Raw genomic sequence first — 13,751 nt, 5'->3', positions numbered from 1 at the left:
CCTCGGCCTCCTGCCCCGGCGCGCACGCGCGGCCGGCGCCGATGTGAACGCCATCGTCGCCGGCATGACCCGACGTCAGAAGATCGAGCAGATGCTCATGCCCGACTTCCGTAAATGGAAGACCGCGGATGCCGCCGCTGAGACCGACTTCACCGAGATGAACCCCGAGGTCGCCCAGATCATCGACACCTACAACTTCGGCGGGGTCATTCTCTTTGCCAACAACGTGAAGCAGACCGCGCAGACCCTCAAGCTCGCGATCGACCTGCAGGACGCCGCGTTCTCCAACGCGGCGAACGAGCCCTTCGGCGACATCCCGCTGCTGCTCGCCATCGATCAGGAGGGCGGCATCGTCTACCGGCTCGGCTCCGGCACGGCGCTCCCCGGCAACATGGCCGTCGGGGCCACGCGCAGCGCCGAGGCGGCGCGTCAGGTGGGCGAGGTCATCGGACGCGAGCTCGACGCCCTCAAGCTGAACGTGAACTTCGCCCCGGTGCTCGATGTGAACAACAACCCGCTGAACCCCGTGATCGGCCTGCGCTCCATCTCCAGCAGGCCCGAGCTCGTCGCTGAGCTCGGCGTGCAGATGATCAAGGGGATGCAGGAGCACAATATCGCCACGGCGGCCAAGCATTTCCCCGGGCACGGTGACGCCAGCTCCGATTCGCACACCGGGCTGCCCCGGATCGAAAAGACGAAGGCTGAGCTCGAGGAGATCGAGTTCGTGCCGTTCAAGGAGGCCATCGCGGCCGGCGTCGACATGGTCATGACCGCGCACATCCAATACCCCCAGGTCGAGACTGAGACCGTGGTGTCCATCAAGGACGGCAGCGAGATCGAGCTGCCGGCGACCCTCTCGAAGGTCTTCATGACCGACATCCTCCGCACCGAGATGGGCTTCACGGGCGTCGCGATCACCGACGCGCTCAACATGGACGCGATCGCGAGCAACTTTGGGTACACCGAGGCCGTCAAACGAGCTTTCGAGGCGGGGGTGGGTATCGCCCTGATGCCCGNGTTTCGAGGAGAACCTCGCCATCGCGCAGGACCAGGTGGGAAGCGCCGAGAACCGCGCCATCGAGCGCGAGATGGCCGCCTCTGCCGTGACCGTGGTGAAGAACGACGGCAACGTACTCCCTCTGCGCCCGACGGCCGGCGACCACGTGCTCCTCGTCGCGGCTTGGTCGAACGAGCAGCCCGGCATGGAGCTCTCCATGCGCCGGCTGCTCGCCGAGGGCGTCATCCCCGCAGGGGTGACCTTTGAGTCGCTGAACTACGCGGAGCAATTCGCCGACGTGGACGCGGCGGTCGCCGCGATTGAGGAGAAGATCGCCGCCGCCTCGCAGGTGGTGGTCATCTCCGAGGTGGGGAGCGCCGTGAACCTCAACCCCGACCGCGTCTCGAAATCCAGCACCTACGTGCCCACACGCGTGGTCCGCGCGGCCAACGCCGCCGGCAAGCCCGTAGCCGTGCTGAGCATCTCCAAGCCCTACGACGTCGCCGCCTATCCCGAGGCCGCCGCGATCGCCGCCGCCTACGGCAACAAGGGCATGGACCCCACGGAGGGGCTGACCCCGGACGCCGCCTTCGGGCCGAACGTCCCGGCCGGCGTGGAGGTCATCTTCGGCGGGCACGCAGCCGGGGGCAAGCTGCCCGTCGACGTGTACGCCGTGAAGGTCGAGAACGGCACGGCGACGATCGACACCTCCGAGATCGTGTACCCGTATGGCACGGGCCTCACGTACCCCAAGGTGGGCGCGGGCGCGGCCGTTGACACCACGGCACTTGAGGAGGCAGTACGCGACGCGGAGCAGAACATCCTGCCGAACCGCGGCCTCTACACGAGCGATAGCCTCACGGCCTTCGACACCGCCCTCGAGCAGGCCCGGGCCGTGCTCGCCGACGCCAACGCCATACAGGAGCAGGTTGACGCCGCGTTGGCGGCGCTCACCGCGGCGAAGGCGGGCCTCGTGCTCATCTCGGGCGGAGCGGGCGGCGCCGGCGGCAGCACGCCGCAGTCTGGCACGGAGACCAAGAAGACGGCCCCTAAGACCGTTCGAAAGCTTCCGAAGACCGGCGATCTGGGCGGGGCGATGGCCGCGGCAGCAGCCCTTGCGGGTGCGGCCGCCGTGGGATACGGCCTGCACGCGGGCTCGAGCTCTGAGGAGTAGGACAGTAGGACGCGGGGATCTGGCGAAAGACGTCGTCAGGCCCCCTGAACGCCGTGTTTGAGGCGATCTCGGCGAGGCCGCGATCTGGGGGCCCGCTCTTCGGAGCGCTCCGTTCCCATCGGGGTCTCGCGGCGTCTCGCACGGAGCTCTGAGCAGAGGGCCCCGCAGCACCGGTGCCGGATGCCCCCGTGTAAACAAACGCGGTTTAGCACGGAGAACCGGTGTCGCCTAACGCGCACGGCCCTACAATAGGCGCACGTCAACATCTGAGGAAAGGCGGCAACATGCAGGCTCGAAGCGTTGGAATCGTCGGTGTCGGGCACGTGGGAGCCCATGTCGCGAACAGCCTGCTGCTGCAGGGCCTCACCGACGAGCTCCGTCTCTGCGACATCGACANAGGTAATTTGCCTGGAAAGCCGGTCTAAAGTAGGTTTTCCAAACCCTTCGGACCGTCGCAACGACCCGTCAGACCAGGGGCCGATCGGATGCATGGCATGAGAGCAAAACGTCATCTCGAGACGCTCTCACAGGCAATTTGCCTGAGAACGCGGTCGAGAGTAGGTTTTCGCGTCGCTGATTGCCACATGCGCCCCTGCTGATACGGCCCCGGCCCTGCAGACCATTCCACAGGGCCGGGGCACATCAGTATCTGAGCGTTCCGCACGCGAGCGCAGCCAGCTGCCGCATATGCCCGCTATGCAGCGGGGCGCTTGTGGGCAGCGTGTCCTTTTACGCGTCAGCGTCCTCGTCGGCGGCGTCCGCCGCACCAGTGGCGCTCATCGCGCCGGCACCGAGGACCGCGGCACCCAGGGCGCCGAGTGCGGCCACGCCGAGTCCGGAGAAGGCATCGGCCGTCTTCGGAAGANCCGTGGGATACGGCCTGCACGCGGGCTCGAGCTCTGAGGAGTAGGACAGTAGGACGCGGGGATCTGGCGAAAGACGTCGTCAGGCCCCCTGAACGCCGTGTTTGAGGCGATCTCGGCGAGGCCGCGATCTGGGGGCCCGCTCTTCGGAGCGCTCCGTTCCCATCGGGGTCTCGCGGCGTCTCGCACGGAGCTCTGAGCAGAGGGCCCCGCAGCACCGGTGCCGGATGCCCCCGTGTAAACAAACGCGGTTTAGCACGGAGAACCGGTGTCGCCTAACGCGCACGGCCCTACAATAGGCGCACGTCAACATCTGAGGAAAGGCGGCAACATGCAGGCTCGAAGCGTTGGAATCGTCGGTGTCGGGCACGTGGGAGCCCATGTCGCGAACAGCCTGCTGCTGCAGGGCCTCACCGACGAGCTCCGTCTCTGCGACATCGACACGCAGAAGACGGCCTCGGAGACGCAGGACCTGCGCGACTCCCTCGCGTTCTGCCCGTACAACACCGTGGTCATCGACTGCGGTGATCGCTACGAGGAGCTCGCCGGCTGCGACGTGATCGTCAACGCCGCCGGCAAGGTCTCCCTCGCGGCGGGCGGCCGCGACGGCGAGCTCTTCTACACCACCGATGCCTGCCGCTCGTTCGCCGAGCGCATCGCGAACGCCGGATTCGACGGCATCTGGGTCTCGATCGCGAACCCCTGCGACGTGGTCTGCACCGAGATCTGGCACCTCACCGGCTGTGATCCCAAGCGCGTCATCGGCTCGGGCACCGGGCTCGACTCCGCGCGCCTGCGCTCGCAGATCTCGCTCGCCTGCCAGCTCGACCCGAAGTCGATCAACGCCTACATGATCGGCGAGCACGGGGCGTCAATGCTCGCCGCATGGAAGGCCGCGAGCATCTCCGGCGCCCTGCTCTCCGATCTCGCCGCCGCCGATCCTGACCGCTTCGCCTTCGATCGCGCCGAGATTGAGGACCTTGCCCGCCAGGGAGGCTACGTCACCTACGCCGGCAAGCAGTGCACGGAATACGCCGTCGCGAACGCCGCCGCGCGCGTGGTGGCCGCCGTCTTCCACGACGAGCACACTGTGATGGGCGCCTCCACGCTCATGGAGGGCCAGTACGGCGAGGAGGGGATCTACACCTCGCTTCCCTGCATCATCGGACGCAACGGCGTCGAGCAGGTCATCGAGCTCGACCTCTCCGACGAGGAGCGCGCGGGCTTCCATGCGAGCTGCGAGCACATCCGCGAGAACATCGGCCGCCTGACCTGGTGGTAAAAGCCGCACCGCACGGTAGTAGAACGCGGGAAGACCCTGTAAGAAGCCTGAACCGCCTCCCGTCCCTCGGTATCCGGGGATGGGAGGCGGTTTCGCGTATGCGCTCGGGACCCTGTGCGGGAGCGGCATGGGACGCGGACGTGGCGTAGGGCCCGGGCGCACCGCGGGCGTGGCGCGAGCGTGACGAGAGGTGTGGGGGCGGCGCAGGGTGTGGCGCGGCATTGGACATGCAAGCAAAACGTCATCTCGAGGTCTTCTCACAGGTAATTTGCCTGGAAAGCCGGTCTAAAGTAGGTTTTCCAAACCCTTCGGACCGTCGCAACGACCCGTCAGACCAGGGGCCGATCGGATGCATGGCATGAGAGCAAAACGTCATCTCGAGACGCTCTCACAGGCAATTTGCCTGAGAACGCGGTCGAGAGTAGGTTTTCGCGTCGCTGATTGCCACATGCGCCCCTGCTGATACGGCCCCGGCCCTGCAGACCATTCCACAGGGCCGGGGCACATCAGTATCTGAGCGTTCCGCACGCGAGCGCAGCCAGCTGCCGCATATGCCCGCTATGCAGCGGGGCGCTTGTGGGCAGCGTGTCCTTTTACGCGTCAGCGTCCTCGTCGGCGGCGTCCGCCGCACCAGTGGCGCTCATCGCGCCGGCACCGAGGACCGCGGCACCCAGGGCGCCGAGTGCGGCCACGCCGAGTCCGGAGAAGGCATCGGCCGTCTTCGGAAGACGCCGGGTCGAGGGCTTCTCGCCCGAGGCGTTGGGGACAGTCGAACCTGCGGCGCCATTGCCAGCGGCGGTCCCGTTGGAGATGCCGCCGTTACCGGTTTCGGGGGCCGGAATGGTGCCGCCGTTACCAGCGTTGGAGCCGGTGTTCGCACCAGACCCGGTGGAGCCGGCGCCCGTATCGGTGCCGGACCCGGTGGAGCCGTTACCGCTGTTGGTTCCGCCGTTGTCGCCCGAACCCGTGCCCGTGCCGCCGTTGTCGACCGGATCGGTGGTGCCATTGTCGCCCGGGTCGCCGCCCTGGTTGTCATTCGCAGCCGCGAAATCCCAGGTACCTGTCACGGTCATATCATCTGAGACCACCGTGCCGGCAGCCGCATCCCAACCGGAGAACGTCCACGTGCCCGTGACGCCGTCCTTCGAACCGTCAGCCGTCGCGCCCACTGCGGGGGCTTCCGGCAGGACGAGGGCCGAGCCCTTGTCCACCGTCTGCGCAGCAGGCAGCTCGATGCCCTCCGGCGCCACATCATCCTGCCAGGCGAAGGTCACCGCCACCTGGTCGAACACCGGGCCGGCCAGCGTCGCGGAAAACGCCTCGTACACCTCGTCGGCCGTCAGGGCGCGGGGCAGCAGGCGCGCCACGGCGATCTTGGTCCCCGCCTTCGACATGAACTCTTGCGTACCCGAGCTGTTCGTGTCGCAGCCCACGAAGTAGAAGTGCGGACTCGGCACCCTGAGCTGCTTGGCGGCCTTCGAGTCCACCTCGAGGCCGTTGACGTACAGCTTCACGGTCTTGCCGTCGGCGACACCCATCAGATGGACCCAGGTCTCGGCCCAGGCATCAGCGTAGCTGGGCGTCTTGTAGCTATCGCCATCGTGGTACCAGTACTCGTACGCGCCGGCGGTCCTGCCGGCGACCTCGAAGCCGGCGCCCGCGCTCTGCTCGTTCGAGAAGAGGGCCTGCTCGTCGGTGATGTTCGCGGTCAAGCGCACCAGCAGCTCGGCCGTCGAGCTGGAACGGAAGAAGTCGTAATCGTCATCGGTCAGCTCATAGCGGTATCCGCCGTTGCCGTCAGTCTCGAGCACGGGGTACCCGACCTCTTTGTCGTCCACCAGCTTGCTGCCGCCGAAGAGGAGGGACGGATGGCCCATCGCGTCCTCGACGGTGCCCCTGCGGTAGTCGATATCGAGAATGGCACGAGGCTTCTCGGGCGCGGCGGGCGTGGAGAACGCAGCGGAGACCAACGGGGCGGACGTGGAGTTCGGCGCGGTGACACCGGCGGGGAAGCTGCCGACACCCTCGGAGCCCTCCTCCTTGTTCCACGAGGTCTGGGCGAAGACGCTGACCTTGTACTCCGTGCCCTCGGCCAGGCCACGCAGCTTCACATCCCAATTCTTGCGCACCAAAGCAGCAGGGCGATAGTAATCGCCGAAGATGCGGACGGAAGCCGGGCTTCCGCCGGCTGTCGGCTCGGCCACGATCTTGTACTCGTGCACCATGTCGGCGTTGGCATCGCTGCCCGGCGTGGCGGCCGGGAAGTGGACGGTCGCGGCGCTGCCGGTCACATCATCGACCGTCACCTGGCCGGACGCCGGGAAAGCCGGTGCGGCCGTGGAGGTGCGGCTTGAGGTGTAGGCATAGGCCGGCATCGAGGTGTTCCCGTTCGCGGCGATCATGCCGGGGATATCGATATCCCACGGCTTGTACAGGAAGACAGCGCCCGAGTTCTCGGCGCGGCCGCGCACGAAGGAGAGGCGGTACACGCGGGCGGTGCCGTCTTCCATGACGTCGACGATGACACCCTGGGACGCCTCGGGCGCCTCGCCGGCACCGGTGAAGGTCGCCGAGGCCTGTGGCGGGATCGAGCTCAGGTTGCCAGATGCGGGATCGACCTTGCCGCGCTCGTTCTCGTAGTAGGCACCGATAGTGGAGTCCTGGATCTCGGTGAAACCGCGGTCCTGGTTGATGGAGCGCTCATCCTCGAGCGTCGCATGGCTGTGTCCGGCCACATGAATGAGCGCGGGGTACTTCGACATCTCGGGGACGATCTGGCCGTAGCTGCCGTTCCACTCGATCGACGTGTAGTTCGTGTTCGGCACCTGGTGATGGGCGAGCATGAGGAAGGGCTTGCTCGTGTCGATGCCCGCCACGGCATTCTTGAAGAACGAAAGGTTGCCGGTATAGGTGCCGTCACCGGGGCCGGAGGGGCCCATCGTGATGGCGGGCACGCCGTTCACCGTCACAACCTTGTTGGCATCCTGGCCGGTCTCCTTCTTGAAGCGGGCCGGGGCATTGGCGACACCAACCGTGAACGTCTCGTGATTACCCTGACAGAGGATCAGCTCGGTCTTCCCCCCGCTCTTGCGGCCCGACACGTAACCGACGTTGCGCGCGTTGTTGAGCAGCGCCATCAGGCGGCGGTACTGATCGGTGCGACCGTTGTCGACGATGTCACCCACCAGGCAGAACGCGTCGAGATCGGGGTCCATCTTGTACAGGGTGTCGAAGGCGTAGAGGATCTTCTCGTCGGCGTTCCAGGGCTCATATCCGACGTAGTCGGGCTTGTCCTCGCTGCCACCCTTGTTGATGACGTGCAGATCGCTGCCGATGAAGAAGCGCGCCTTCACGCCGGTACGGGAAAGGCCGGATCCGTCGGCCCACGCGATACCCGGGACGGTGTTGGCCGCTGCGAGGCCGAGGCCCGCGGTCATGACAAGCTTGAGGAGGCCGCGGCGGGTGAGGCCCGCAGACTCCCCAGCCATCTCGGCGCCAGTAGTGCGTGTTTCGTTCATGCGTATTCCCTTCCCAGTAGTGTGTGGATCCGGGGGCCCGCCCTCGGATCGGTCGCCGGATGCCCCTAGACACCAGCGGGTTCCATACTAGAAAGGGAAACTCACCCTCGTGACAACGGCATATCAAGCCTGCGTTCGCGATGCAGCCCCTTCATTAGGGTTGCATAAGCATCTTGCGCGACGTCTGTACCCCAGCAGTTCGAAATGGTCGAACAATACATTTCTATATCAATTTGAAACAAAATATTTACGGTAAACTGACATAACATTACCATATCTATACATATTCTATAAACACAAATCCTGCACGGTCAACGCGTCCACGGGGACGTGACAGTGCAGGATTCGATCATTAGCCCGAATGTAAGACGCAATTTCGAACTGTCAGCACGAAGGCGTGACTTCGACCTGTCAGCGCTCCTGCGCTGGCCCGTCAGCGCTCAGGCGTCGGCTCGTCAGACACCGGCGCCGGTTCGGCGGCGAACAGGGCGGCCACGGCCTCCCCCGCCTCCTCCTCGGTGACCCCGCAGCAGCCCACGCTCTCGGGCGCCCCGTAGCGCCCGTGGTAGTCGCTGCCCCCGGTGCGCATGAGGCCGAACCGGTCCGCGAGCTCGCGCGCCCGGGCCACGTCCTCGACATCATGATCGGGATGATGCACCTCGATCCCCTCAAGGCCGGCTTCCACCAGCTCCGGCACGGCGTCCCAGGAGTCCATCTGCCCGGGGTGCGCGAGCACCGGGTGACCGCCCTGGTCGCGGATGGCCTGCACCACGTCGCGCGCATCGGGATAGGGGATGTCGCTCTGCGCGATCCCCCCGTTCTTGAAGAGGCTGGTGTAGCAGAAACGGTAGGCAGGATCGCGATACGGCAGGCCGGTCAGCGCCTCCATGACATGCTGCTTGTACACACCGGTGCTCGCCGCAGCCACATGGGCCACGTCGTCAAGGGAGAGCCCGTGCCCGTGGAACTCGAACCCGGCCCGCGCGATCACCCATGCCTGCCAGAGCGAGGCGGCCGTTCGCGTGCGCAGGGTCGCGTCGACGATGCGCTCAAGCGGGCTCGTCCCCGTGGGCGTCGCCACGAGACCGTAGGCGAGCACGTGGATCTTCCGACCCGTCTTCGGATTCCACGACGAGGCCTCGGTGCCGGCGAGCACCGGGAAGCCCTCCGCCGCGGCAACCGCGCGCACGTCGTTGAGGTGACCGAGGCTGTCATGGTCGGTGATGGCGATGCCGGTGAGGCCGCACTCACGGGCCTGGGCGATCAGCTCCTCGACGGTGCAGGACCCATCGGAGTGCACCGAGTGCATATGCAGGTCGAATCCGGATATCATGGCAGCCTTCCTTTCTCCGGGCCCCGGGCGCCCCGCGCCCGTGCCCGCATCATACACGTGCGGAGCCGACGCGCTTATGCCACGAACCCGCCGCGCTGCATGCTGTACTCACGGTCGCAGACACCCTCCATGAACTCAAGGTCGTGGAAGATCCCGAGCATCGTGGTCCCCGAGACCTTGAGCTGCTCGATCAGATCGCGCACCTTGAGCTTGCTCGCGTTATCGAGGCTCGCCGTCGGCTCGTCGAGCAGGAGCAGGCGCGGGCGCTTCACCATGGCCCGCGCGATGTTCAAACGAAGCTTCTCGCCGCCTGAGAAGGTGTTGGGGAAGAGGTCCCAGAGCGGACGGGGAAAATCGAAGTGCGTGAGCATCCGATCGGTCTCCGCCTCGGCGACGGCAGGGTCGGCGAAGGCCTCGGCCGCGCTCTGCAGCACGATGTCGCGGGCGCAGGTGCGCGGCACGGTGTCCAGGAACTGCGAGACGTAGCCGATCTCGTAGTTCCGCAGGTGAATCATACGACGCTCGTCGATGCGGGCCAGGTCCACGCAACCGAAGGCCTCGGAGTCGTACCAGATCTCGCCGGACTCGGGCAGGTTGGTGCGGTAGAGGCACTTCAGGATCGTCGACTTGCCGGAACCGGAGCGCCCGGTCACGCCCACGAACTCGCCGCGGGCAACCGAGAGGTCGATGTCCTCGCAGCCACGCACCCGCCGGTTGGCGGCATGCAGAGTGAAGCCCTTCGTGAGCCCGCGGATATCAAGAAGCAGGTCGTCCGCCATCGGACGCGCGGCGGCCTCCGTGCGCGCAGCGGCCTCCATCACGGTTCCCGTCATCTCAGCGCACCTCCTCAGCACCTGCGAAGAGCGCCTCATCGCCCGCCGCGTCCGTCGCGAACCGCGCGCTCCCGCTCGGCAGCGACGGATACCACATGCGCGAGACCACGCGCCCGTCCACGAGCGTCGCGGTGATGACCGGGTGGCTGCGCCCGGCCTCCTCGACCTCGCGGACCACGAGGATGTCGGCCTTCTTTCCCTCTTCGAGGCTGCCGATCTCGCCGTCGATCCCCACGGCGCGGGCGGGGTTCACCGTGAGCATCGCGAAGGCCTGCTCAAGCGGCAGGCGGAAGTCGCGGTGCAGGGCGAAGGCGCTCTGCAGCATCGCCGTGGGATAGTAATCGGAGCAGAGGCAGGTGGCGACCCCGTTGGCCACGCCCTCACGGGCGGAGAGGTTGCCCGAGTGGCTCTTACCGAGCAGGATGTTCGGCGTCCCCATGATCGTCTCCATCCCCGCGTCCACGGCGGCGCGGGCGACCTCGAGATCGACCGGGAACTCCGAGATCGTGCAGCCGAGCTCGCGCATCAGGGCGACCTTCTCGACGGAGTCGTCGTCGTGGCTCGCCATGACGACCCCGTTCTCGCGGGCGAGGGCGGAGAGCTCCACCAGCTGGTCGAGGGTGATCTTCGGAGCGGCGGCCTGCTCGGCGGCGATCTGGCGCGCCTCCTCGATCGTCAGCTCATGATCGCTGCGCACGGAGGCGCGGAAGACCTCGATATCGCGGTACTGGCCCTGGCCGGGCGTGTGGTCCATGAAGGAGAGCTCGTCGATCTCACCGGCTTTGAGATGGTCGGCGACCTGATCAACGAGGTTGACGTTGTCGAGCTCCAGGCGCAGGTGGAGGCGGTGGCGGATCAGGTGGGCGTTGTGGCCCTCGGTCTGCTTGGCGGCGTTGATGAGGGCCATGAGCTTCTCGGTGTTCTCCCACTGCCGCACGGGCTTGACGTCCATGATGTCGCGGCCATAGGCGGACAGGGAGTGGAACATGGTCGTGATGCCGTGGGCCAGCAGCTCGCGTTCGGCCTCGAGGAAGGCCGTCTGGAAATCCATGAGGACCGTCGAGCGGGGCGAGATGACCGTCTCGATGTAGTCCGAGTGGATGTCCACGAGACCGGGGGTCACGTAGCCGCGGTGGGCGTCGATGATGCCGGCACGGGCGCGCTCGGCGTCGAGGGTCCCCTGGCGTTGGATCGCGGCGATGCGAGCCTGCTCGACCACGAGCTCATAGCCGAACAGCAGGCGGTCCGGCTGGACGATGACACCGTTTCGAATGACGTACATGGATGCGGTTCTCCTCACATACGGGTTGCGAAGCGCTCAAGCGGTGGGCTAGAGCAGGGAGTAGACGAGTTCCTGGGTGTAGGCGTGCTGGGGGTCCTGCATGATCTGGTCGGTCAGGCCGCACTCGATCACGCGCCCGTCGAGCATCACCATGGTGCGGTCGGCGAGCAGGCGGATGACACCGAGATCGTGGCTGACGACCACCATGGACACGCCCGGGTCGCGCCTGAGCGAGAGGATGAGGTCGAGGACGCGGGCTTGCACCGAGAGGTCGAGGCCCGTGGTCACCTCGTCGAGGAAGAGGATCGGGGGCTCGTTCGAGAGGGCCTTGGCGATCTGGACGCGCTGCTGCATGCCGCCCGAGAAGGCGCGCGGCGGGTCCTGCCGGCGGCGCAGCGGGATGCTCACACGCGAGAGCAGCTCCTCCCCGCGCTCGACCATGCGGCCCACGTTGCGCGAGCCCGCGGCGATCTGCTTCTCGGCGATGTTCGAGAGGCTCGAGAAGCCCATGCGCAGACCCAGGTAGGGGTTCTGGTAGACCATGCCGAAGATCGTGTTGCGGATGAAGCGCTTCTGCTGGCGGGAGAGCTCGAGGCAGTTCCCGGCGCCCCCGTCGTAGGCGGACACGCGCATGTCGCCGGAGGTGGGCTCCTGGTCGAAGTAGAGGCACTGCATCAGCGTCGACTTGCCCGAACCGGACTCGCCCACGATGCCGAGGATCTCGCCGGCGTGCACGTCGAGCGACACGCCGCGCACGGCGTGGACGGCGCCGCAGCGCGGGCAGATGTTGCGCTCGAGCTCAGCCTCGGGATCCAGGCAGTAGGAGCAGCCAGCCCCGAAGCGCTTGGTGAGCCCGGTGACGGAGAGGACCGGCGCCTCGTCGCGAAACTCATGGGTCACGGTCTGGGCCGGCGCCATCTGGCCGGCCTCAACAGCGATGCCGCTCATCGGAGGGCACCTCCTTTCAGGGCCTCGCCATCTGCAGCCGGAGCCTCCGCAGCGCCGGCCTCCGCAGCCGAGGCGAGGCGCTGATCGCACCAGTCGGTGTCGGAGCACTGCCAGGCCACGGTGCCGTCGGGCAGGGTGGTCTGGGTCATGTGCGCCCCGGTGCCGCCACAGCGGCAGCAGTGGGCGCCGTCGAAGTCCTCGCGTGCGAACGGGAAGTCGTCGAAGGCCAGCGACTCCACCTTGGTGTGCGGCGGGACGGCGTAGATCTTCTTCTCGCGGCCGGCGCCGAGCAGGAAGAGATTGTCGGCGTCGTTCAGCCGGGGGTTGTCGTAGCGCGGGATCGGGCTCGGGGCCATCACGTAGCGGTCCCCCACCATGACCGGGTGGTCGGCACCGGTCGTGGCCGTGCCGTAGCGGACGATCTGCTCGAAGAGCTCCAGGTAGGCGCCCGTGTACTCGGCTTCGGCGTGCAGGCGGCGCGTCACCGTCTCGCGCGGCTCGTAGGTGCGCAGGGGCTCGGGCATGGGCACCTGGAGGACCATGAGCTGATCGCGGGTGAGGGTGCGCTCGGGGATGCGGTGACGGCTCTGGATGAGCGTGGCCTCCTGGGTGCGCTCGGTGAGTTCGACCCCCGTGGTCTCATGCACCAGGTCGCGGATGGACACGGCGTTCACGCTCGCATCGGATCCCTGGTCGATGACCTTGAGCACATCATCGGGGCCGATGCATGCGAGCGTGATCTGCAGGCCGCCCGTGCCCCAGCCGCGGCCGATCGGCATCTCGCGGCTCGCGAAGGGCACCTGGTACCCCGGGATCGCCACGCCCTTCAGGATGGCGCGGCGGATCTCGCGCTTCGAGCCCTCGTCCAGGTAGGCGAAGTTGTACATCCTACGCATCCGCCTCACCCCCCTTCCGGTGCCACGAGCGCAGGCACGCGTCGAGCTTGCTCTGGAACGTCACGTAATGCGGCAGCTTGAGGTGGCTGATGAAGCCGGTCGCCTCGACGGAGTCGATGTGGTAGAGCACGAACTCCTGGTCCTGCGTGGGATAGCTGACGTCGTCCTGGCGCAGCGAGTGATCGAGCACGCTCATGGCGATCGCCTTGCTCTCGTTGCCGCCCATCACGCAGCCATACCCCACGTCGAGGGCCGTGCGGTGCTCGCCCTCCTCCTCGACGTCGGCCGGGATCAGGCTCTCCACCTCGGTGATCGCGATCGAACCGAGATAGTAGGCGTCCTCGGGATCGGACCCGGCCGCTCCCGGCGGATCGATCTCCACGGCCACGAGGCCGCGGCGCAGCTCGCCCACCGTGGGGTGCGAGAGGCCGAAACCGCGGATGGCCGCGTAGCCGATGGCCACGACCGCCTGGGTGAGGCCGCGGGAGAGCGCCTGCAGGATGGTGCTGCGGGCGGCCGGGAAGGCAAGGGGCGTCTTGGTGATGTCCACTGGCTCGGTGTCGTCCGGCTCGACCGCGCGCACCATGCCGATCTCGCGGAGGAAGTCGAGGACGCGGGGGACGGC

Annotated in this window: 10 protein-coding genes; 3 read left to right on the top strand and 7 right to left on the bottom strand. The window is 67.0% G+C overall.

The window, feature by feature from the left end:
* Positions 1 to 64 precede the first annotated feature (64 nt).
* From CAP13_RS10100 to CAP13_RS07190, 3 genes are all read left to right on the top strand, one after another.
* Positions 65 to 1,264 (top strand): glycoside hydrolase family 3 N-terminal domain-containing protein, encoded by a 1,200-nt coding sequence (locus CAP13_RS10100; RefSeq protein WP_425429847.1) that lies wholly within the window; start codon positions 65 to 67, stop codon positions 1,262 to 1,264.
* Complete coding sequence (locus CAP13_RS10095) at positions 1,164 to 2,171, top strand: hypothetical protein (RefSeq protein WP_245798950.1); 1,008 nt, start codon at positions 1,164 to 1,166, stop codon at positions 2,169 to 2,171. The genes CAP13_RS10100 and CAP13_RS10095 overlap by 101 nt, the downstream gene beginning before the upstream one ends.
* A gap of 1,194 nt (positions 2,172 to 3,365) precedes the next feature.
* Positions 3,366 to 4,316 carry a lactate/malate family dehydrogenase gene (locus CAP13_RS07190; protein WP_085830934.1) on the top strand — a complete coding sequence of 317 codons (951 nt, stop codon included), beginning with the start codon at positions 3,366 to 3,368 and terminating at the stop codon, positions 4,314 to 4,316.
* A 593-nt stretch (positions 4,317 to 4,909) separates the two neighbouring features.
* On the opposite strand, the gene CAP13_RS07185 is transcribed toward CAP13_RS07190, so the two are convergent.
* The 7 genes from CAP13_RS07185 to CAP13_RS10310 form a co-directional block, all read right to left on the bottom strand.
* Positions 4,910 to 7,834 carry a LamG-like jellyroll fold domain-containing protein gene (locus tag CAP13_RS07185; RefSeq protein ID WP_085830933.1) on the bottom strand — a complete coding sequence of 975 codons (2,925 nt, stop codon included), beginning with the start codon at positions 7,832 to 7,834 and terminating at the stop codon, positions 4,910 to 4,912.
* A gap of 433 nt (positions 7,835 to 8,267) precedes the next feature.
* Complete coding sequence (locus CAP13_RS07180) at positions 8,268 to 9,167, bottom strand: PHP domain-containing protein (RefSeq protein ID WP_085830932.1); 900 nt, start codon at positions 9,165 to 9,167, stop codon at positions 8,268 to 8,270.
* A gap of 74 nt (positions 9,168 to 9,241) precedes the next feature.
* Positions 9,242 to 10,000, bottom strand: coding sequence for a phosphonate C-P lyase system protein PhnL (locus CAP13_RS07175; protein WP_245798948.1), 759 nt, complete (start codon positions 9,998 to 10,000; stop codon positions 9,242 to 9,244).
* Between the two features lies 1 nt (position 10,001).
* Positions 10,002 to 11,282 carry an alpha-D-ribose 1-methylphosphonate 5-triphosphate diphosphatase gene (locus CAP13_RS07170; protein WP_085830931.1) on the bottom strand — a complete coding sequence of 427 codons (1,281 nt, stop codon included), beginning with the start codon at positions 11,280 to 11,282 and terminating at the stop codon, positions 10,002 to 10,004.
* A gap of 48 nt (positions 11,283 to 11,330) precedes the next feature.
* On the bottom strand, positions 11,331 to 12,230 hold the full coding sequence (locus CAP13_RS07165; protein ID WP_218775326.1) for an ATP-binding cassette domain-containing protein: 900 nt from the start codon (positions 12,228 to 12,230) through the stop codon (positions 11,331 to 11,333).
* Complete coding sequence (locus tag CAP13_RS07160; RefSeq protein ID WP_085830930.1) at positions 12,227 to 13,126, bottom strand: alpha-D-ribose 1-methylphosphonate 5-phosphate C-P-lyase PhnJ; 900 nt, start codon at positions 13,124 to 13,126, stop codon at positions 12,227 to 12,229. The genes CAP13_RS07165 and CAP13_RS07160 overlap by 4 nt, the downstream gene beginning before the upstream one ends.
* Positions 13,119 to 13,712, bottom strand: a complete 594-nt coding sequence (locus CAP13_RS10310; RefSeq protein ID WP_245798947.1) for a carbon-phosphorus lyase complex subunit PhnI — start codon at positions 13,710 to 13,712, stop codon at positions 13,119 to 13,121. Before CAP13_RS10310 ends, CAP13_RS07160 begins: the two co-directional genes overlap by 8 nt.
* Positions 13,713 to 13,751 lie beyond the last annotated feature (39 nt).

This window comes from Collinsella vaginalis, assembly GCF_900176655.1.
GTDB lineage: Bacteria > Actinomycetota > Coriobacteriia > Coriobacteriales > Coriobacteriaceae > Collinsella > Collinsella vaginalis.
The sequence above is the reverse complement of the archived record's forward strand: the minus strand, read 5'-3'. Positions and strand labels throughout refer to the sequence as shown.